Consider the following 20,765-nt stretch of genomic DNA (forward strand, 5'->3'; position numbering starts at 1 on the left):
ATTTATTTTTCAAGATCAACACTTGGAAGGCTCCAGTTTTTAATTATCGCCGTTACACGTAAAGAGAACACCACAGAGGCGGTTACTATCCCTGTGAGCCACTCTGTAACGCCTATTTCATAGAGGACACAGTAGAGAAACCCGCCCGCAATCGATGCCAGAGCATAGATCTCCCTTGTGAGAACAAGTGGAATCTCCTGACGGAGAACATCACGGATCATACCTCCGAAGGTTCCTGTTATAACGCCAAGCATGATGGAGCCGAGCCACCCCACATCGTGGGCTATGCCGACGGAAACACCCGTTACGGTGAAGACCCCAAGCCCCACAGCATCCATGACCAGAAAAAGCTTAAGCTTCTTCTCGAACTTGTCATGGAACTTGAAAACGAGGACAGCGCAGGTGACAGAAACGAGTATATAGTTGTAATCCTCGAAGAAGAACGGAGGTACATCACCCACAAGAACATCACGCACCGTTCCGCCACCAACAGCCGTAACTATGGCAAGAACCGCAACGCCGTAGATATCCATCCTCTTCTTAATCCCCGCAAGGCCCCCCGTTACACCGAAGGCCACGGTTCCGATCATATCCAGAAAATAAAATAGGCTCATAGCTTTCTCCGAAAATATTGATCCCGCTCAATCCTTTTGGATGAAAACAGTGTATATTATCTTTTATGAAAAAGGAAAAGCGAATCAGGAAGGATGAGAAGATCCTCCGCAGGTTCATCCATACATATTGCCGTGAAAACCACCTTAAACGAGGAACGGCGGAGAGAGAGCGGGGCTATTGCGCCGAATGCGCCGAGCTGCTCACCTACGCCCTGAAAAGGAACGAGAAGTGCCCCCTTGACCCGAAGCCGAAGTGCAAGGACTGCCACGTACACTGCTACAAGCCGGAGATGCGCTCAAGGATCAAAGAGGTAATGAAGTTCAGCGGGATATACCATATCAAACGGGGGCGGGTGGACTGGCTTATCCACTATTTTCTATAAAACATTGTAAACACTCCTGAACAGCTTATTTTACAGCTATAGGAGTGAACATCATGAACAACGGCTTTCTCATCATTATGACAATCCTCGCCATGGCTCTTGCGGCCTACTTCTTCGGCGCATTCACCCAATAAAAAAGGCCGCCATAAAGGCGGCCGTAAGTCGTTATATCAAATCTGTTTAGCTTTCCATAAACTTCTGGAGATTGTCGTACATCTCCCAGACGCCGCAGGGGCAGACACCGGCACAGATGCCGCATCCTATACATTTGTCGGGATTGCTACGGTACTCGAATGTTCCGTCCGGATTCTCTATCCTGCTGATCGCCATAGTTGGGCAGACATCCTTACAGAAAGCACAGTCACGGCAGAAACCGCAGCTCATACAACGCTTGTCCTCGTCCTCTGCCTCCATCTCCTGAACGCTCTCCACGTTCATCGGGTGGTAGTACTCATTCCTCACCTTATCCTGGGGGATGATGGGTGATTTGGCAAAATCGTCAAGGGGTTCGCCGTTCAAAAGCTTATCGATATTCATAGCAACCTTGCGTCCGTCACCAAGTGCGTGGGTGAAAAGACCCTGCTTTATGGTATCTCCGGTGACGAAAACCTTCGGATTTGAGGGTGCCTGTAGACGCTCGTTCACCTTCATCATACCCCTCTCGTCCAGATAGTTTCTGTCGAGGAAGGAGAGATCCGGGCGATCCCCCACGGAGATGATAACAGTGTCCGCCTCGAGGAGCGTGCCATCCTTGAGGTGAACACCCTTTTCGTCAACCTTCTCGGTAAATCGGGGCCAGAGTATCTTTGCACCAAGCTTTTTAGCGTGCTCAATCTCATGGTCGAAGGCGGCGGGCTTCTGTATATCAATGGCTGTAACCTCTTTGGCTCCAACCTGATAGGCTCCTATAATTACATCCATGGCGGCGTTACCCGCTCCGATAACCACAACCTTATCGCCGATTGCCGGCTTCTTCCCTTTGTTGATCTCCTTGAGGAAATCGAGACCCTTAACAAGCCTTTCATGCCCCTCAAAGGGGATAACAACGGGATTATGGGCTCCTACTGCAACCACAACTGCGTCGTAACCGCTTTGGAGCTCTTTGAATTTATCAGCATTGACGCGGCTCTTCGTGTGAACGTTTATGCCGGTGTCGAGTATTCTTTTTATCTCGGTCTCCAGTATCTCTCTGGAGAGCCTGTCTTCGGGGATAACCTGACGCAGCTTGCCACCTATAACATCGTCCGCCTCGTGGATATCAACGGTGTAGCCCTTCATGCGCAGATGCCAAGCGGCTGTGAGGCCGGCAGCACCGGAACCTATAACGGCAACCTTGCGTCCGTTGTCCTCAGGAGGTGTGAAACCGGGGATGTCACGGCTCATTATCCCCAGCTCCTTGATACGCACAGGCGCATCCACATGGAGCCTTGTACACTCGTCCATACAGAGGTTCGGGCAAACCTGACCGCAGACGGAGGCGGGGAAGGGGCTGTAATCGAGAACAAGCCTCAGCGCCTCCTCTATCTTACCTTGACGGAGTAGTGCCACACGCTTCTGGGTGGGTATGTAAACGGGGCAGTTATATTCGCAGGGTGCGGAGTAGCGGGCGTTCTTCCACTCGGGGAACTTGAGCCTGTAGTCGCCGTTCTCCACGTAATCCGCCACATGGTAGTCCTCTGCAATGAGATCGCCGAAGATTCCTCCCTCGACCCATTTTCCTTGACGGAAATCCTTGATAGGCATGAGGGATTGTGTTGCTCTCTCCTCATAGGTCTTGGCAACGATCTTCTTCCACTGGTCCATATCGCTCAGTGTCTCAAGGTGCTCCGTCTTCTCTATCTTCTCAAGGAAGACCGGAAGACCTTTCAGAAGGTAGTCCTTGTCCGCATCGTCGAGATCGAGCATGTAAACGTCATCGGAAAGACCTTTTACATTACCCCTGACGTAAACGGTCCCACCCACCATACCTACACAGCTTCTATCGCCGAGTACGGAGGGTGCATCCTCGTAACCGAGTCCGCAGACGACACCGATACCGCCACCCATGAACTCGAAGCTGAAGGAGCCGACCTTCTTGAGAACCCAGAACTCGGGTGCGGAGAATTTCGGGTCGTATTTCATCAGTGCGCCGGAACGTGTACCTGCACGACCGGAGACGTATATCTTACCGCTCGCCGCACAGTGCGCCGTGGTATCTCCGCCGTCACCCTTTATAATGATGTCGGCTCCTGCATTAAGCCAGCCCACATCCGCAGGGGCGGAGCCCTCCACAACGATCTCCGTTCCGGGCATACCCATGGAGCCGAGACGCTGACCGGGGTTTTTAACACGGAAGGTGAGCTTGGTTCCGTCCTCTGTCCACAGGGGACCGCCGATGTTGTGCTGACCTGAGGCGTCAACACCGAGCTCGGTTATACCTTTGTCCAGCTCGTCATATATGCTGTAAAGAAGCTTCTGGGTGGAAAGCCTCTTTCCGTCAACAATTCCTTTGATTTCTGCTTTATTACTCATACTGTCACCCCCTTAGCACGCATACTGGATATTCAGCCTGTCCGCCACCGCCTTGTCTTCACTGATAAGGCAGTCCGAACGTCCCACGGGTAGGGAGCTGTTTCCGATGGGTGCGAGGAGCTTTTTAAGCTCATAATCCACGCTGAGGAAGTAGTTCACAATATTCTCAGCGGCCTTGTCTATATCCAGCCTCTTAACGAGGGTGGGGTTCTGGGTACAGATCCCCACGGGGCAAAGGCCGGTGTTGCAGGCGTTGCATTTGCCCCTGTCGTTACCAACACATCCGGCGAGCTGGAGCATGAGCTTTCCTGTAAAGATTCCGTTTGCACCCAGGGCGATGGATTTGAAGGCATCTGCGGCGAGGTTCCAGTTCTGCCCCATTCCGCCAGCCGCCCAAAGGGGTATCTGGGACTGCTTACCTTGATGGGTTGCCGCATTGTAGCAGTCACGCAGTTTGGATATAACCGGATGACCGGTGTGGTCGAGGGATATCTCGTTTGCCGCACCCGTTCCGCCGGATATACCGTCCAGGAAGAAACCACCCACGATGTTGTAGGGATCTCTGAGGAGGTTGTTGTACACCGATACGCTTGTGGAGCTTGCGGCAACCTTGATTGCCACGGGAACCTTGAAGCGGAAGGCGGAGTTGAAGGATAGGAACATCTTCTGAACACTCTCCTCAATGGAGTAAAGCCCCTGATGGTTGGGGGGGCTGAGTAGATCTGCCTTCGGAACGCCCCTGATTTCCTGGATGTGGCTCGCCACCTTCTTCGCCTGAAGCAGACCTCCGTCACCGGGCTTTGCACCCTGCCCGATCTTGATGAGAACCCCTGCGGGATCTTCAGTCATCTTGGGCATGGCGTTGATGATCCGGTTCCAGCCGAAGTGGCCGGAGGCTATCTGCAGGATAGTATACTTAAGGTACTTCGACTGAAGCAGTCTCACGGGGACACCCCCCTCGCCGCTACACATCCTGATCGGTATGCCAGCCTCCTCGTTGAGATAGGCTGTGGCGATGGACATAGCCTCCCACATGCGCCATGAGAGTGCGCCGATGGACATATCACCGATGATGATCGGGTATATCCAGTTAACAGGGGGAAGCATCGTTTTATCAAGGGTGAGCTTGCCGTCCTTAACGTTAATGGGAAGCTCTCCGGGGGGGAGAACACGCCCGAAGGGTGCAAGCATATCGAAGGTGTGCCTTGAGGCGTCAAGTGAGGGGTCTGTCATCTGGGAGATGCGCCCCACCCTGATCTTGTCAAGGGTCCTTTCACCGGTGGAGAGGTTCGCACGCCCTCCCCTCTTGTATGGGTCCGCCAGTGCGCCCCTGTATTTTATGGCAAAACGGCTGTCCTCGTTTCTAACAGGCTTGATGGCGCTGTTGGGACAGACACGTTCGCAGATACCGCAACCGCGGCAGTATTTATATGTATCCACCGTCTGCTTGATGATGGGTATCGCTTTGAACTCAACCTTCGGTTCGGGGGTGAGATGGTCGCTCACCACCTTTCTTCGCTTCTCTATACCGGCGTGGATCGCCTCAAAGGGGCACGCCGCAACACAGCTGCCGCACATGGTGCAGCGCTCTGTGTTATAATCCAGTTGCCAGTCCAGATCGTCTCTGGAGATCTGGTTTACCTTCATTGTTGCCATCTGTGCACCTCCAGATCGTTCGTTACAACCACCGTCTCACGCTCGTTGGTGTAGATATCCTTATCCCACTCCCTGTCGGGAAGGACCTCGTTGATGCCTGTTACCTCGGAGGTGATTATGACGGTATCATCCGTTCTACCCACAACCACGGGGCGAAGCTTCTTCGCATCGCAGGTGTTGAAAACGGTTCCATCGGGGAGAACGCCGATGATCGTATTGGGACCATTTATCTCGAGATGCGCCAGTGATGAGCGGATCCTGAGGAGGACGTCTGAATCCTCTCTCCCCTCAAGCTGATCAAAGGGGAGGGGTGTTATGGTGTGCTTGAAATACTCAAGGGGCCAGCCGAGCTCCTTGTGTATATAGTGAAGGGTGTACAGGAAGCACTGGGAATCGGATTCGAAGCCAATGTACCCTTTATTGAGCCCCTTCTGGAAGTTCATGTTCTTCTCGTAGAAGGTGTTCTCTCCGTTTGCGAGAGCTGTATAGCCCTGAAGGAAGAAGGGATGGGCCGCATAGCGGACGATGTCGTAGTTCGTATTCTGACGGCACTGGGCTGTTATGATCCTCGCCGTGAACTCCTCGTCCTCCTCCCAGAGGCCGAAGTATTCGCCGATGTCGGTGGGGTCACCGATCTCTTTAAGGGTTATAACATCGGGCCAGAAGGAATAGATATACCCTGCCTCCTGCTCCTCAAGGGCCTCACGGATCTTGAGCCTTGTGTCCACCAGGAGCTGTTCCTTCTCCTCCTGGGGAGCGTATTTGTAGCTCTTGGGGTACTGAAGTATCTGGAAAACGTAGTTCGGCATGGGCTCGATATTAAGCCCGGGCCTGTCATTGATTTCAGGGGACCACTGCATGGAGCGGATAAAACCCTCTTTGTGGAGGATCTCCTCCGCCGTAGCCATACCGTCATCGGTACAGGCCATGGACAATATGGGGAGTTCCTTATAATCTTCGAAACGCCCTCCAAGATCCTGCATGACCATGGCGAAGCCTGAATTGTCATGCCCTTTTTGCTGCGAACGCATTAGAGTGAGAGCCTTTGAAGGGTGTATAAATCCCTTCGATTTGATAGCTCCGATTCTGCACATAGTTCAACCTCCCAGGAGACCAAAAAACCCGCAATGCCCCTTCCGGGTCCTCAGCCTCAAAAAAAGTAACCGCTTATCCATCAGGGATTTATACGCAGTTTATTAAGATTTTGTGAAACGATTGAGCATAATGTTTTATATTAAACTTATACCTTATAATATAAGACAGGCCGCCTGTCAATACTCAGAATGACAGGTAATAAACGTAATATAAATGTTAATCCTAGATTTTAAGGGCGTATAGCCTTATTATCCTAGAAGGAGACGGGTCTGCTGATAGTGCTCATCGGCCAGGGCCTTGATACGCATTATCTGACTGGCGTTCATCTCAAGGCCGGACTTCTTCAGAAATGTCTGCGCCGCATCCTCATTTTCCATGCTGTAATACCTGTGAAGTATCTTAGCCATACGCAGGGTTCTCGCCTCCACAGGGTACTTGCATTTTGCAGGCTCATCCTGAAACTGAACGGGGAGATAAAACTCCGGCTTGAACTTCCATTTCTTGAGCATGGCAACGGTGGCGCTCTTCTGATTCGCCTCAGCCAGCTTCAGGTTCTCCTCCATCATACCCTCCCCCATCTCCTCATCGGAGAGGTAATCGGAGATGATCGCAAGGAGGAAGATAAGCCCCAGCTTGTGGATCATACCGATGGAGAACATCAGACCGTTTGATGCTGATTTCATCGTATCGGCAACAACATGGGCTATGGAGGCTGTACGGAGTGAATCCTCCACTGCCTGATTGATCTGTTCATGGTAAAGAAGGTCTTTATTATTTGCCAGGGAGCGGTTGATATAGTTAATAAGGAACATCTTGATATTCACAGTGCCCACTCTGACTATGGCGCTCTCTATATCCTTGATATTCCCGTATACTCCGCTGAAATGAACCGAGTTTGACATCTTTATGAGACCAGCGTGGATACCCGGATCAAGCCTTGTCATAAGGGCTATCTCCTGCAGGCTGACATCATCCTCCTCAAGGGCCGGAAGCATCTGGAAGGCGATATCCCGCTTTATAGGCAGAATGATATCCCCCTTTTCGAGGATACGTTTTATATAATCAAAGATCGGCTCCTTAGGCCTCTCATCCCGCATCGCCGCCTCTAGGGACTTGCACAGACGGTTTGCAACCATAACCTGTTCAAAGGGGCGGATAAGCTGACCGTGGTACATGATCTCGTAGTTTTTATGCATAAAATACTTATCCAGATCACGATCACCCAGGATCATAAAAAGGTCCTGCTTATCCTCGTCGATGGTGTAGCTGAGCTTCTGGAAGCCGAGGAACTCATTGCGATCCAGAAGAACCACAAAGACGTTCTTTATGCTTCTAGTCTCCATCAGCCTGCGAAACCCCCTTGTGAAAAAAGAGAAGGGTTCATGGTCGATTCGCAGCAGCTCAAGCATTGCGCTGTAATAATTAAGTACCTTCCTGTCTGAGCAGATCAGTAGTGATTTCGTTGCCATTCATCAAACCCTGGTTGTGTTTATTTACTTATCAGAAAGATGTATTCAGATACCTTCAAGCTCGATTCGGAAAAGAGCCCCTTTTTCGGTATTCTTCGCTCTGAGGAAGCCGCCCATGCTCCCCTCTATAATAACCTTGGACATATAAAGCCCGATACCGGTTCCCTGCCCCTCCTCCTTTGTTGTGAAGTAGGGTTCAAAGATCCTGTCTATTATATCGTCATGTATCCCGCCGGCATTATCCTCAATCTCAGCAACTACCATACGGTTTTCGTAAAAAAGCCTGATACTTATGCCTGCACCATCTATACCTGTGGACTGGAACGCATCCTTGGAGTTGCTGAGAATGTTAAGGATCACCTGGGAATACTCGCTGGGGTAACCCACTGTTCTTAAATCCCTTTCGGCCTGGACATCTATGGATATATGGTTCTCTTCAAAGTCGGACTGCAAAAGGGAGAGGGCCTGCTGAACAGCGTCCATAACGAGGAACTCCTGCTTCTCCTTGTTCTCCTTAAAAAAGTTGCGGAAATCGTCTATTGTGGAGCTCATCTGCCCCACAAGCTTCTCCACCCGCTTAATGATCCCCCCGAGCTTCTCCTCGCTGAGCTCACCAGCATCACGGATATACTTCAGCTCAAAGAATGCAAGATTAAGAGCATTAAGTGGCTGTCTCCACTGGTGGGCGATGTTTCCGAGCATCTCCCCCATGGCAGCGAGCTTGCTCTGCTGTATAAGGAGCCTGCTCTGTTCCATGTTACGGGATACCTCCTCCCGCACACGCTCCTCCATATCGCTGTAGAGCTTCATAAGCTCCGTCTGCATCTCCTGCCTGTCCAGAACGTTTACGAAGATCTCGCTCACTACGGTGAGCAGGGAGATAATATCATCATCCCAGCTCCGTTCCCTGTTTTCGCAGGATAATATGATAAAACCGCTGCTCTCCCCCTCCTTGATCATGGGGATAACAGCGCAGGAGGATATGCCCAGCTGACGTATGAATTCCCTCTCGTAATCTGAATCTATCCGGTACTCCTCAACGGAAAACATGTTTATTATCTCCCGCCTGTCCAGCTTGCGCCGGAACAGCTCCATCTCCCGCAGCGAGAAATTATCGAGCTTCTCCATAATGGAGCCTGTCCCCTCGTTGCACCATTCATGGGTTATCCAGGCACGCATGTTGCCCCAGTCTACCCGGCATACACAGCACCTGTCCGCATCCACAAAGGTTCCCACACTCTCCATGGCACGGCTCATACCCTTGTCGATCTCATCGGAGGAGAGGTTTATAAACCCAGCGGAGATCTCCATTATCTGCTGTTCGAACCAGAGGCGGTTCTGTATATCGAGTTCAGCATTAACCCATGTTGTTATATCGTTAAAGACGGAGAGTATGCCGATGGTATCATCCTCGCTCCGGCGCAGGGTGCTCTTTGTTACATCAAACCAGCGGAATTCCCCCGTGGAATTGATGAATACGGTCTCCACAAAGCTTACCCGCGGAACGCTCCCCCCCAGAAGCTCGATATCACCTCTGGTGTTGCGCTCCACCTCCTCTTCGCCGAAGATGTCCTCGTCCTTCTTGCCGATTATCCATGAAAAATCCCGGACACCGATGAGATCAAGAAAGCTCCGGTTGCACCCCATATAACACAGGTCCGTATCCTTCCAGGCTATGGCCGCCGGAAGCCTGTCCAGAACCATCTGAAGAAGCCTGGAATAGGAAAGATCTGCGGAGTACTGGCTATGGGTATCACGCTCACGCAGGATCCCTTCATACCTTACTATCCGGCCGGTTTTATCACGTTCGGCGGCGAGGGTTTCATCCACGGCAACCTCTTCATAGCTGCCGCACAGCAGAACATTCGGTATCTCCTCCGCAATGCCGCTCTCACACTTCTTCCGGATAAAGTCCCACCTAGATTCGTCTTGATAGAGGGATGAAATATGCCTCCCCTCCAGTTCTTCGAAGGCAACACCAAGAAGACGCTCTATACCGCCGTCTGCAGATGTTATCCTCCCCTGTGGGTCGAGTTCGTAAAAAACTTCCTTGGAAAGTGCCTTAATCCTCTCGCTTGGCATGGGAATCCGCTCCGTTATCAAATTATCCTATGAACCGATAATACACCGAAATATTAATGATTTCAAAATTATATGCTAACATAAAACCATGTGCGCAGGACTGCATTTTAAAAACGGACAAAATTCAGATGCATTTACAGTGTATTTTGCCAATCCTAAGGCTGTTGTTCTCTACATCGACCAGAGTGGAAGCTCCGGCAAAGCAGCCTGGGGGCGAAGGAACAGGGAGGAGATGGAGAGGTCCTCCATACCCGTTACAGGATGGGCGAGGATTGAGAGCGTTAAAGAGGGGAAATGGAACCGCTTCAAGCCTGAAAAGATCTTTATTAAACCGCTGAGCTACATGGAAAAGGATGCACAAAAGAACTCATGTTGGTTCGAGCTGGCAGAGAAAGAGTACATAGCGGCCCTGCTTATAAGGGAGGAAACAAGGAACACCGCTTACATTATCACAGTCCCCACTCCACAGGAGTTTGCACACATCCACCACCGATGGCCGATGATACTCAATAAAGAATTCACATGACATTTTACATAAATCAATATATAAGGAATGCTGAATATTAAACATAACGAACGGAGGGTCATTATGAATGAAGCATGCGAAACGCCCAACAGACTCCAGAATTTCCCCATAACCCTTTTTGCCACTGTTATGGGTCTAACGGGGCTTGCCATTGCGCTACTGCGGTTCGAACACATCCTGCATATCCAGACATACGCCGGAAAACCGCTTCTATACCTCATAACAGTATGGTTCTTCTTCCTTCTTTTCGTATACCTGCTCAAGCTTTCAAAGTATCCCCAAGAGGTTAAGCATGAGTTTGCCCATCCGATAAAGATAAACTTCTTCCCCACCATATCCATATCGCTCCTGCTTCTGAGCATCGGATACGAGGGTGTTTCGGACAGCTTCAGCTCTGTTCTGTGGTACTCCGGAAGCATAATACACATCATTTTCACCATGACCATACTTAACATCTGGTTTTTCAAGGATTTCAAACTCCAGACAAAGAACCCCGCATGGTTCATCCCCGTGGTGGGAAACATTCTCGTTCCCATAGCCGGAGTGAATCACGCCAGCCCGGAGATCAGCTGGTTTTTCTTCTCCATAGGTCTCGTGCTGTGGATAGTTCTCCTCGCCATCACCATATACAGGATAGTATTCCATGAACAGCTTATGGCGAAGTTCATGCCCACACTCTTCATTCTGATAGCACCCCCCGCTGTGGGCTTCATCGCATATATAAAACTGACATCATCCCTTGACCCCTTCTCAAGGATACTATACTACTTCGGCCTGTTCACCACACTCATGCTCTTCACAATGTTCCGCAACATAACAAGGATCCCCTTCTTTGTTTCATGGTGGGCATACACATTCCCCATGGATGCGGCAACAATCTCCACACTGCTGATGTTTAAGGTGACCAAGCTGGTATTCTTCAAATACCTTGCGATAGTTTTCCTTATTATAACGATATCTGTGATTTTGGTGGTTCTGGCAAAAACCGCAAGAGCGGCGGTGCGTGGTGAGATATGTGTTCCGGAATAGACTGTTAGGGGGTTATGGAGCCCTTCAGGAGGAGATCATCGATCGCAGGCCTGGGCATGGGTTTGCTGAAGTAGTACCCCTGAAACTCGTGGCACCCTTCACCACGGAGAAACTGGGCCTGCTCCGCCGTTTCCACACCCTCTGCTGTAACCTTAAGGTTCAGGCTGAGCGCTAGGGAGATTATAGCTCTGGTTATGGCTATATCATCGTTATCGTTTGGGATATCCATAACGAAGGATCTATCCACTTTAAGCGTGTCAATGGGGAAGCGTTTAAGATAACTGAGGGAGGAATAGCCCGTTCCGAAGTCGTCCACGGCAACTTTTATCCCCATCTCCTTAAGCTTAAGGAGGGTCTTTGCCGCACTCTCGGGGTTCTGCATAACAGTGCTTTCGGTTATCTCAACCTCGATCATCTTCATGCTTACCTCGTTCCTGAGACACTCATCGGAGATAAGCTTACCCAGATTCTCATGGTTGAACTGCTTTGCGGAGAGGTTCAACGATACACGCATATCCTCAAGCCCCATGGCGCACCACTCATAAAGATCCCTGGCACATTGGCGTACAACCCATCGACCTATGGGGATTATCATACCGTTATCCTCCGCAAGGGGTATAAACTCCCCCGGAGAAACAAAGCCCAGAGTTGGGCTTATCCATCTTATGAGAGCTTCAACGCTCTTGATCCGGCCCGTGGCAGAATCCACCCTCGGCTGGTAGTGAAGAACAAACTCATCGCATTTCTCCACTGCACGCCTGAGTGCTGTTTCAAGCTTTAGCCTCTCCACTGCCTTCTGGTTCATATCCGCACTGAAGAACCCAAGACCCGCCCTGTTGCTGTCTTTTGCAAAGGTCATCGCTGTATCGGCGTTTACAAAAAGCTTGTCTGCGGTTTTGCCATCATCGGGGTACATGGTTATGCCGCAAGTTGCAGTGAGAAACACCTCGTTGTCATCAACAACAAAGCTTTTATCAAAGCTTGCAAGGACACCCTTCATCCTGGTGGCGGCATCGGTAGGGTCCTTCACCCTTTTCATGATAAAGGCAAACTCATCACCGCCCACCCTCGCAACGGTATCCGACTTCTTCATCATACCAAGCATCCGCCCTGCGGCTTCCTTGATAACGGCATCCCCCTGGGAGTGGCCGAAGTTGTCGTTTATATACTTAAACCCGTCCAGATCAAGGTAGGCAACGGCAATGCAAAGGGATTCGGCTTCCGCCTCTTCAATGGCCAGGGTAAGCCTTTCATTGAGCAGGGTTCTATTGGGCAGGTCCGTAAGCGTATCGTAATGCTCAAGATACTGCAGATACTGTTCGGACTCCTTCATCTTTGTTATGTCGCTGAACACACCGATGAAGTTTGTGGGTTCACCGTATTTATCACGAACAACGCTTATGGAGGTCCATTTAGGATAGAGCTTACCATCCTTGCGCCTGTCCCATATCTCGCCACGCCAATGACCCTCTTTAAGCACAGCATCCCACATTCGGCGGTAGAACTCCTGATCGTGCTTTCCAGACTTCATTACTCGAGGATTGCGACCTATGATCTCGCTTCTGGCATACCCTGTAATCTCCGTGAAAGCACGGTTCACATCAACAATATCCCCTTTCTTGTCGGTGATCATGATAGCTTCACTGCTGTTCTCGAAGACATCGGCGGCTAGGCGGAGGTAGCTCTGGTAGAGCCTGTTATCCGTTATATCCTCCATGTATATATAGAGCTCCCCAAGGTCGTTCATGGGAACTATATTGCAGGAGTACACCTTATCTCCGGCCTCAATCTCATCCTTGCGGCTCTTACCATCTCGCAGGGATGCCTCAAGGAGACGGTTATCAAATATTGTCAGTGGTTTATCTTCGGGATGGCCGATCTTATTCAAGAGATCTTTGCCTGAATGATTGCTGTAGTTCAACTTCCCCGCAGTGTTTATCCGCATGATGGGATTCGGGTTTCCTTCGGGGAATCGTGCGAGTATCTCAAGCTGGTGCATCAGGCTCCGCCTTTCGCTAACGTCACGAACAACAAACAGCCTGTAGGTGTTCTCCCTGCAGTCCACCTCTTTTATATTCAGATCCGCATAGAAGATCTTGCCGTTACTGCCGAGACACTTTACATCGCTGAGTGCGAAACTGCGGGAGGCGGGGTTCTGGAAAAATCTCTCAAGCTTCCCCCACTCCTCATGATGAAAAAGATCTTCTACTTCAATAGTTCCAGGATCTTCATCAATGGCAAAAAGTACCTTGAAATTATAATTTGTTCTTATGAGTCTGCCCGCTCTGTCCACAAGGGCAAGACCGTCGGATATCCCTTCATAAACTGCGCTCAGCTCCTCAAGGGAACGTTCCGCTTCACCCACCTTTTCATCAACAAGCCTGTCCAGCTCTTCATTCATTTCTTCGAGCTGTTTCTGGGCAAGGATCCTTCGTGTTACATCGTGTATGTATACAATGTAGCCGGCATCATGGGTACTGTTAAGAAGTTCGTAGTATCGTCCGTCACAGTTATGGAATACATATCTGCCGCCGAAGAGCTCTTCTAAACTGCCACTGCTCAGCTTCTCCTTGAATACGCCCGCCATGCAGGGGGGGAGGACATCATAAACAGGCTTATCCGAAGAATCCCCGTTTGTTTCGGCAAGCTCAGTAAAACGTGAGTTCCCGCCGAGGAACACACCCTCCGCACTCATCACAAAGGCGGGGGCGGGTATACTCTCCATAAGCTCTTTCATTCGTTTTAGATGATGCTCTCTTCCCTGCAAAGAATTCTCCTAAAGCTTAAACTTATTCACTATGGTCTGAAGCTCTGCCGCAAGTACAGAGAGCTGCTCCACAGCCTCTGCGGACTCGGAAGCGGCTACTGAGTTATCCTTAGTAACCTGTGATATATTCTCGATGCTCTCTGTCATCATCGCAGTTGCGGAGGCCTGCTCATCCGTTGCTCTGGCGATGAGGGCTACCTCACTAGTAACAGTTTCGTTCTTTGACAGCATATCATCAAGGGAGATCTTGGCAAGCTCCGCCTTCTTCTGCCCCTCTTCGACCTGCTCGACACCCTCCAGCATACTCGCAACCGCACCGCCGGTATCCGCCTGTATATTCTGGATCATCTCTGTGATCTCTTTGGTGGCGGTCACTGTCTTCTCTGCAAGCTTGCGAACCTCATCGGCAACAACTGCGAAGCCACGGCCGTGTTCACCCGCTCTTGCAGCTTCTATGGCGGCATTGAGCGCAAGAAGGTTTGTCTGGTCCGCTATCTCATCGATTACCTTAATAATCTCGCCTATCTGTTCGCTGGATTTCCCAAGCTCTCGCACGGTCTGCTCAGCCTCGGTAACAGTGGAGGCGATTCGCTGCATCATCTCTCTGGTTTCTTCAACTATACGGTGGCTCTCAAGGACAGAATCCCTTGCTCCGTCCGCATTCTGCTTTACGTTTCCTGCGTTTTGGGCGACCTCTGCCACAGTTGCGTTAACCTCTTCCACTGCAGAAGCTGTGCTGGCCGCCTGTTCCGCCTGATCCTCAGCCCCCTTGGCTATATGCTCCGATGTGCTAGAGAGCTCTGCGGATGTTGAGGCGAGGTTGTTTATGGATTCCACAACCTTGTTAAGCGCTTCACTGACATCTTCGCTCATCTTATTGATATTCTTACGTACTTCACCAATTTCGTCATGTTTTTTCACCGGCAAACGTTCGCTGAAATCACCGTCCGCCATCTTTTCAAGTACATCGTTAACACCATGGAGGGGGTGGAAGATGAAGCGGTTGTTTATGTATATGAGTAGAATAATAAGAACGGCTATAACCGCCAGCAGGGCGATATAACTGCTAATGGCCTGGGAACGTACCGTAGCGAGCAGTTTGTCCATGGGGAGGATGATCTCGTAGGCTCCGTGCACCTCTCCAGCCTTCCAGTTCTCCATCTTAACCCCTGTGGGGTCAAGCCCCTCGGAGTTCCCCCAAAGCTCTTCGGAGCGTGCCGGATCGCCATGGCAGATGAGGCATTCCTCCGTAAGGCGCACAGCCTTGTAATACCTGATAACGTTCTCTTCTTTATCGATAATATAGTGTTCAGGGGTAGGCCCGCTTCCCGTATCCCTCTCCTTCAGTATGGATAGTGCTTTAAGATCCGTCTCGTTGGGGGTATTCACAGGATTTCTGGGGGATATCTTTGGAACCTTAAGGTTAACCCCTATCTCCTCCGCCTTGTTCCTTAGAACTGCCATGGAGACGGCGATGGGCACTGTGTAGAGGAACTTGTCATCAATATCACTCATCGCCTCTTCAAAATCGAAGATACCCTTCTTCGTCATCTCAGAGACAATCTCACGAACACCTTCGGCCTCTACAACAAGGGCTCTCGCCTTGTCTACTTCCAGTGTTATCCAGTCGTTCTTCTGCTTGTAATAGTTTGCAAGGAAAAGAATACTCATGCCTATGAGGACAGTTAAAGATATAAGGAGGGAGATTTTATGGCTTATTTTCATACCTTACCCCGGATTCGTTAAGATAGGATATTCTAGCACCTTCGTCCGAAATAACAAGTGTGTGCTATCCATATCTAACGATAAAATAACGGATAAATAAAAGAGAACCGAAACACTCCGTTAATATGATATTACCAGCGTTATCACCATCACACAAACGAAAGTTCTATTTCTTTTTGAGAACAGCAAGGCTCTCCACATGGTAGGTATGGGGAAACATATCATAGAAATCCATGGACTCTATGGTGTATAAATCCCTCAGACGTCCTGCATCCCTCGCCATAGTTGCGGGGTTGCACGATACATAAACAAGTCTATTTGCACCTGATCTTTTAATGTAGTCAAGGGTTTTTCGGCTCAGTCCCGTCCTGGGAGGATCCACAAAGATCGTGTCCGGCCTTTCACTGTACCTGTTCAAGAAACGGTCCACATCCGAAGCTGTCCATTCTACGTTTTCAAGCCCTGTGGTCCTGGCAAGGCGTACAGCCTCCTTTGAAACCTCTACGGCATCCACATGCCTGTAGTTCTTCGCAAGTCCAAGGGTAAAGAAACCAGACCCGCAGAAGAGCTCAAGGGCTCTCTCACCCTCTCCTGCAGCCTCAACACCCCCCTTCTGGAGATGCAGACCCAGTATGCCATTGCTCTGGAGGAATGTTTCAAAACCGGCCCTCTGTCTCCCCATGGGGGTATTTATATCGAGGAGATCGGTTCCCATCCGGTATTCGTTGAAAACGATGCCGTCAAAGGCGCAGAAGACGATATCGTGGGTACAGGTCCCCTTCATATGGGCGATGGTCTCACCCTCGCAGTTTTCCACGGCGTAAAGATCATAATCACCGCAACAGCGGTTTTTCTCGGCGAAAAGCTTCGCTTTCTGCACTAGATCGCTTTTGGTAACGGGGCAGTCATCAATGGGTATAAAGTCGTTGGTGCGAAAGGCGTAAAAACCTATGCGCCCATCCTGAACCTTGAAGGTTATCCGGCAGCGGTAGCCGAGATCTTCCCCCGTGTATGAACCTATCTCGGGGATCTCAAGCCCGCCCCTCTCGAAGGCCTCCCTGATGAAACGCATCTTTATTCTGCGCTGTTCCTCTATGTCGATATGGCCGAAGAGGCACCCGCCGCACCGCCCTACATGGGGGCAGTGGGGCTCTTTCACCCTTTTATCCGAGGGTGTCACAACATCTATCAGACGGCAGAAAGCCATCTTCTTCTTTTCCTCGATAACCTCAGCTTCAACCCTGTCACCCTCAACGGTGAAAGGTATAAATGCGGCTCTGCCGTCGGGGAGTTCACCCACGCCATACCCGCCGTAGGCAGTATCTCTTATGTCTGTTGTGAATCTCATTCCCCGAGTATCCTCCTCATCTCAGATGTGTATACACCATTCTCACGCTGGATCAACGGAGGCTCAACCCTGAGCTCCGGCCTGCCCCCCTTGCGAAACTCTATCAGAGCAAGCACAGCAGGGGTATCGATACTGTTATGACAAAGCCTGAGCCTTTTCGGTTCGAGATTATTCTCCCGCCCAATAACAAACATGTAGGGCAACAGATCCGCATCTATGCAGATAAACATGCTTCCTTTGTTCCTCAGCCTGCTTCGGACAAAACGGAAGATATCCGCCGGTTCCATGGATACTGTGAACCTTGCCTTCAGCTCCTCTTCACCCTCCGGAACCCTTCCAGTGGAGGGATCTCTGTAAGGGGGATTGCACACTGCAGCGTCGAAGGGTTCATCCGGGACGTAGTCTCTGACATCACCCTGCACGGTCTTCACTATACCATCAAGCCCGTTAACTCTAACTGTCTCCTCAAGACACCCGTAAAGACCACTCTGGAGCTCAAGGGAGATGATATCCGTATAACCGTAAATGGAAGCCAGCACAGCGGAGATAACACCGCTTCCTGCGCCGATATCGATTATTCTGCTGTCTCTGGATGAAGATACAAAATCAGCCAGAATCAGGGAGTCCACAGAGAACCTGTAGCCTCTCTCAGGCTGGCAGATGAGCAGTTCTGGTTTGATGATGGATGTGAGCGTTCTGTTCATTTAAGCTCTAAAAAAAAGGGAGGGCCATCAGACCCTCCCCCGATATATTTGCTAAGTTTATTATTACTTGTAGCGCTCGGCGATATCGATACGGGTAAGCTCCACCTTGAGTTTTACCTCCATGTTTCTGAAGTTCTCTGCGTCCTGCTGACGCTCATCCTTCAGAGCCTTTTCGGCATTAAGCTTTCTTTCGATAGCTTCCTCAAGGTTGATCTCACGGCCGAGCTCCGCTGCGTCTGCCAGAACAATAACCTTGTCGGCGCTGACCTCAATGAGTCCGCCACCTTCAATGGCAATATATTCCAGCTGCCCGCCTTTCCTATACGCCATCTCGCCCACACGAAGAGCGGAAAGGAGTGCCGCGTGGCCGGGAAGGATACCAAGATCACCTTCTACACCGGGCACGATCACCTCTTCCACATCCTCAGAGAGGAGCTGACGCTCAGGAGTAACAAGCTCCAGCCTAATGGTATCAGCCATGATTATTCACCCTTCTTCATGCTCTCCGCCTTTTCGTAAGCTTCGGCGAGGTTACCTACGAGGTAGAAAGCCTGCTCGGGGAGTTCATCGCACTCGCCTTCGAGCACTTTCTTGAAATCCTGAACAGTTTCTTTCAGAGGCACATATTTACCGGAGATACCGGTGAACTGCTCTGCAACGTGAAAGGGCTGGGAGAGGAAACGCTGAATCTTCCTTGCCCTTGCAACTGTGAGCTTATCCTCTTCGGAGAGTTCCTCCATACCAAGGATTGCGATAATATCCTGAAGTTCCTTATATCTCTGGAGAACCTCCTGAACACCCCTTGCAACTGCGTAGTGCTCGTCACCAACGATGTTGGGGTCGAGGATCCTTGAGGTTGAGTCGAGGGGATCCACCGCAGGGTAGATACCAAGCTCTGCAATCTGACGTGAAAGAACCGTAGTTGCATCAAGGTGTGCGAAGGTTGTTGCGGGAGCGGGGTCAGTAAGGTCGTCCGCAGGAACGTATACGGCCTGAACGGATGTAATAGAACCTTTCTTTGTGGATGTAATCCTTTCCTGAAGCTCACCCATCTCTGTACCGAGTGTGGGCTGGTAACCAACCGCTGAGGGCATACGTCCGAGAAGTGCGGACACCTCAGAACCTGCCTGGGAGAAACGGAAGATGTTGTCAACGAAGAGAAGAACGTCCTGACCTTCAACATCACGGAAGTATTCTGCGATGGTGAGGCCTGTGAGAGCAACCCTCATCCTTGCCCCTGGGGGCTCGTTCATCTGACCGTAGATCAGTGCAACTTTGTCAAGAACGCCGGACTCCTCCATCTCAAGATAAAGGTCGTTACCCTCTCTCGTACGCTCACCAACACCGGCGAAAACGGAGTAACCACCGTGCTGCTTTGCGATGTTGTTGATAAGCTCCATAATAAGAACTGTTTTACCAACACCGGCACCTCCGAAGAGGCCTGTCTTACCACCCTTGGTATAGGGCTCAAGAAGGTCGATAACCTTAATTCCGGTCTCGAGGATCTCGTAACTTGTATCCTGGTCTTCCATGGCGGGTGCGGGTCTGTGGATGGGCCAATGGTCATCGGCCTGCACTTCACCCTTCTCGTCCACGGGAGCTCCAACAACGTTCATGATACGGCCCAGGGCGCCTTTGCCCACGGGAGCAGTGATAGCTTTTCCTGTATCAGTAACTTTCATATTTCTTGTAAGACCCTCTGTGGATGTCATCGCAACGCTTCTTACGGTGTCCTCACCGAGGTGCTGCTCGACCTCACAGATGATCTCAACGCCCTCTTTGTTGGTGATGCTGAGGGCGTTGTAGATTTCGGGCATCTTGCCCGGCTCGAATTTCACGTCAACTACAGGTCCGATAACCTGTACTATCTTTCCTACATTCTCAGCCATGTTAAATTCACCCCAATTTTTTACGGGCGCCTCTGCGCCCTATATTCATTTGAGAAGGCCTGTATAAGCCCTTTCGTAAACTTTTTATCAGCCCTTTCTTATTAACCGTTGAGTGCCTCTGCACCGTTAACGATATCCAGAATCTCATTGGTAATGGCCGCCTGACGTGCCTTGTTGTAAGTAAGCGTGAGCTTTCCGATCATCTCGGAAGCGTTTCTGGAGGCGTTGTCCATAGCCATCATCCTCGCACCGTGCTCTCCTGCAACGGATTCAAGCAGTGCACTGAATATCTTGAAACGGATGTATCTGGGCATCAGTTCGTTTAGAAGCATCTCTGGCTTGGGCTCGTAGATGTACTCAACAAGCTGCTCTTCCTCTTTGGATTCTTCAACACCAAGGGGGAGGAGCTTCTCTGTAACGGGAACCTGAAGAGCCGTTGAACGGAACTCGTTGTAGAGGAGGTGAACCTCGTCTACCTTCTCGTTCAGGTAATTGTCCATGGCAACCTCGGCGATGTTTTTCGCATCGCTGAAAAGTACCTTGCCCGCAAGATCAATATGCTTGTCCAGAATCTCGTGCTCTTTTCTCTTAAAGAACTCGAAGGTCTTCTTACCAATGCAGATTACTTTAATCTCCCTGCCCTGATATTTTTCCACAAACCTTTGAGCCGCTTTAATAACGTTACTGTTGAAAGCACCGCAGAGACCTTTGTCGCTTGTCACGGCAATGAGGCAGACGGGCCCGTTTCCGTCCCTTTCCGCAAGGAAGGGGTGGAGCTCGGGATTAGTCCTTTTGGAGACGTTGTCCACCATCTCTCCGATCTTCTTAGCGAAGGGCTTGGCAGACTCCATGGCATCCTGAGCACGGCGCATCTTCGCCGCAGACACCATCTTCATCGCCTTGGTGATCTTCTGGGTGTTTTTAACAGAGCTTATTTTTCGTTTAATATCTCTGGTTCCAGCCATTT

The 20,765-nt window shown here is 50.5% G+C and carries 16 protein-coding genes; 3 read left to right on the top strand and 13 right to left on the bottom strand.

Features of this window, described 5'->3' with window-relative positions:
- Positions 1–2 precede the first annotated feature (2 nt).
- On the bottom strand, positions 3–614 hold the full coding sequence (locus K300_RS0104560) for a trimeric intracellular cation channel family protein (RefSeq protein ID WP_022850486.1): 612 nt from the start codon (positions 612–614) through the stop codon (positions 3–5).
- Positions 615–679: 65 nt separating this feature from the next.
- Here K300_RS0104560 and K300_RS0104565 point away from each other — a divergent pair, with 65 nt between their 5' ends.
- On the top strand, positions 680–997 hold the full coding sequence (locus tag K300_RS0104565; RefSeq protein ID WP_022850487.1) for a nitrous oxide-stimulated promoter family protein: 318 nt from the start codon (positions 680–682) through the stop codon (positions 995–997).
- Between the two features lie 180 nt (positions 998–1,177).
- Here the strand turns inward: K300_RS0104565 and K300_RS0104575 are convergent, their stop codons facing one another.
- From K300_RS0104575 to K300_RS16005, 5 genes are all read right to left on the bottom strand, one after another.
- Positions 1,178–3,508, bottom strand: a complete 2,331-nt coding sequence (locus K300_RS0104575; RefSeq protein ID WP_022850488.1) for an FAD-dependent oxidoreductase — start codon at positions 3,506–3,508, stop codon at positions 1,178–1,180.
- Between the two features lie 12 nt (positions 3,509–3,520).
- A complete protein-coding gene (locus tag K300_RS0104580) occupies positions 3,521–5,164 on the bottom strand; it encodes a glutamate synthase-related protein (RefSeq protein ID WP_022850489.1) in 1,644 nt (547 codons plus the stop codon).
- Positions 5,152–6,258 (bottom strand): class II glutamine amidotransferase domain-containing protein, encoded by a 1,107-nt coding sequence (locus K300_RS0104585; protein ID WP_022850490.1) that lies wholly within the window; start codon positions 6,256–6,258, stop codon positions 5,152–5,154. Before K300_RS0104585 ends, K300_RS0104580 begins: the two co-directional genes overlap by 13 nt.
- Positions 6,259–6,507: 249 nt before the next feature.
- Positions 6,508–7,728: an HDOD domain-containing protein gene (locus K300_RS0104590; RefSeq protein ID WP_022850491.1), complete on the bottom strand. Its 1,221-nt coding sequence runs from the start codon at positions 7,726–7,728 to the stop codon at positions 6,508–6,510.
- Between the two features lie 45 nt (positions 7,729–7,773).
- Positions 7,774–9,810 carry a PAS domain-containing sensor histidine kinase gene (locus K300_RS16005; RefSeq protein WP_022850492.1) on the bottom strand — a complete coding sequence of 679 codons (2,037 nt, stop codon included), beginning with the start codon at positions 9,808–9,810 and terminating at the stop codon, positions 7,774–7,776.
- 139 nt (positions 9,811–9,949) lie between these two features.
- Here K300_RS16005 and K300_RS14565 point away from each other — a divergent pair, with 139 nt between their 5' ends.
- The gene (locus K300_RS14565; RefSeq protein ID WP_022850493.1) at positions 9,950–10,336 is read left to right on the top strand and encodes a hypothetical protein; all 387 of its coding nucleotides are present in this window, start codon (positions 9,950–9,952) and stop codon (positions 10,334–10,336) included.
- 63 nt (positions 10,337–10,399) lie between these two features.
- Complete coding sequence (locus K300_RS0104605; RefSeq protein ID WP_022850494.1) at positions 10,400–11,365, top strand: SLAC1 anion channel family protein; 966 nt, start codon at positions 10,400–10,402, stop codon at positions 11,363–11,365.
- 4 nt (positions 11,366–11,369) lie between these two features.
- Here the strand turns inward: K300_RS0104605 and K300_RS16010 are convergent, their stop codons facing one another.
- From K300_RS16010 to atpG, 7 genes are all read right to left on the bottom strand, one after another.
- Positions 11,370–14,132 carry a sensor domain-containing protein gene (locus tag K300_RS16010; RefSeq protein WP_155827558.1) on the bottom strand — a complete coding sequence of 921 codons (2,763 nt, stop codon included), beginning with the start codon at positions 14,130–14,132 and terminating at the stop codon, positions 11,370–11,372.
- A 9-nt stretch (positions 14,133–14,141) separates the two neighbouring features.
- On the bottom strand, positions 14,142–15,857 hold the full coding sequence (locus K300_RS0104615) for a methyl-accepting chemotaxis protein (protein WP_022850495.1): 1,716 nt from the start codon (positions 15,855–15,857) through the stop codon (positions 14,142–14,144).
- Between the two features lie 166 nt (positions 15,858–16,023).
- Positions 16,024–17,205 (bottom strand): class I SAM-dependent RNA methyltransferase, encoded by a 1,182-nt coding sequence (locus tag K300_RS0104620; protein ID WP_022850496.1) that lies wholly within the window; start codon positions 17,203–17,205, stop codon positions 16,024–16,026.
- Positions 17,202–17,909, bottom strand: coding sequence for a tRNA1(Val) (adenine(37)-N6)-methyltransferase (locus tag K300_RS0104625; protein ID WP_022850497.1), 708 nt, complete (start codon positions 17,907–17,909; stop codon positions 17,202–17,204). The genes K300_RS0104620 and K300_RS0104625 overlap by 4 nt, the downstream gene beginning before the upstream one ends.
- Positions 17,910–17,972: 63 nt before the next feature.
- Positions 17,973–18,389 carry a F0F1 ATP synthase subunit epsilon gene (locus K300_RS0104630; RefSeq protein ID WP_022850498.1) on the bottom strand — a complete coding sequence of 139 codons (417 nt, stop codon included), beginning with the start codon at positions 18,387–18,389 and terminating at the stop codon, positions 17,973–17,975.
- A gap of 2 nt (positions 18,390–18,391) precedes the next feature.
- Positions 18,392–19,798, bottom strand: coding sequence for a F0F1 ATP synthase subunit beta (gene atpD, locus K300_RS0104635; protein ID WP_022850499.1), 1,407 nt, complete (start codon positions 19,796–19,798; stop codon positions 18,392–18,394).
- A 101-nt stretch (positions 19,799–19,899) separates the two neighbouring features.
- Complete coding sequence (gene atpG, locus K300_RS0104640; protein ID WP_022850500.1) at positions 19,900–20,763, bottom strand: ATP synthase F1 subunit gamma; 864 nt, start codon at positions 20,761–20,763, stop codon at positions 19,900–19,902.
- Between the last annotated feature and the right edge of the window lie 2 nt (positions 20,764–20,765).

Source organism: Limisalsivibrio acetivorans, from assembly GCF_000421105.1.
Taxonomy (GTDB): domain Bacteria; phylum Chrysiogenota; class Deferribacteres; order Deferribacterales; family Geovibrionaceae; genus Limisalsivibrio; species Limisalsivibrio acetivorans.

Coding starts and splice junctions, on each gene's coding strand:
- K300_RS0104560 (WP_022850486.1), bottom strand. CDS start 614: ATGAGCCTATTTTATTTTCTGGATATGATCGGAACCGTGGCCTTCGGT.
- K300_RS0104565 (WP_022850487.1), top strand. CDS start 680: ATGAAAAAGGAAAAGCGAATCAGGAAGGATGAGAAGATCCTCCGCAGG.
- K300_RS0104575 (WP_022850488.1), bottom strand. CDS start 3,508: ATGAGTAATAAAGCAGAAATCAAAGGAATTGTTGACGGAAAGAGGCTT.
- K300_RS0104580 (WP_022850489.1), bottom strand. CDS start 5,164: ATGGCAACAATGAAGGTAAACCAGATCTCCAGAGACGATCTGGACTGG.
- K300_RS0104585 (WP_022850490.1), bottom strand. CDS start 6,258: ATGTGCAGAATCGGAGCTATCAAATCGAAGGGATTTATACACCCTTCA.
- K300_RS0104590 (WP_022850491.1), bottom strand. CDS start 7,728: ATGGCAACGAAATCACTACTGATCTGCTCAGACAGGAAGGTACTTAAT.
- K300_RS16005 (WP_022850492.1), bottom strand. CDS start 9,810: ATGCCAAGCGAGAGGATTAAGGCACTTTCCAAGGAAGTTTTTTACGAA.
- K300_RS0104605 (WP_022850494.1), top strand. CDS start 10,400: ATGAATGAAGCATGCGAAACGCCCAACAGACTCCAGAATTTCCCCATA.
- K300_RS0104615 (WP_022850495.1), bottom strand. CDS start 15,857: ATGAAAATAAGCCATAAAATCTCCCTCCTTATATCTTTAACTGTCCTC.
- K300_RS0104620 (WP_022850496.1), bottom strand. CDS start 17,205: ATGAGATTCACAACAGACATAAGAGATACTGCCTACGGCGGGTATGGC.
- K300_RS0104625 (WP_022850497.1), bottom strand. CDS start 17,909: ATGAACAGAACGCTCACATCCATCATCAAACCAGAACTGCTCATCTGC.
- K300_RS0104630 (WP_022850498.1), bottom strand. CDS start 18,389: ATGGCTGATACCATTAGGCTGGAGCTTGTTACTCCTGAGCGTCAGCTC.
- atpD (WP_022850499.1), bottom strand. CDS start 19,798: ATGGCTGAGAATGTAGGAAAGATAGTACAGGTTATCGGACCTGTAGTT.
- atpG (WP_022850500.1), bottom strand. CDS start 20,763: ATGGCTGGAACCAGAGATATTAAACGAAAAATAAGCTCTGTTAAAAAC.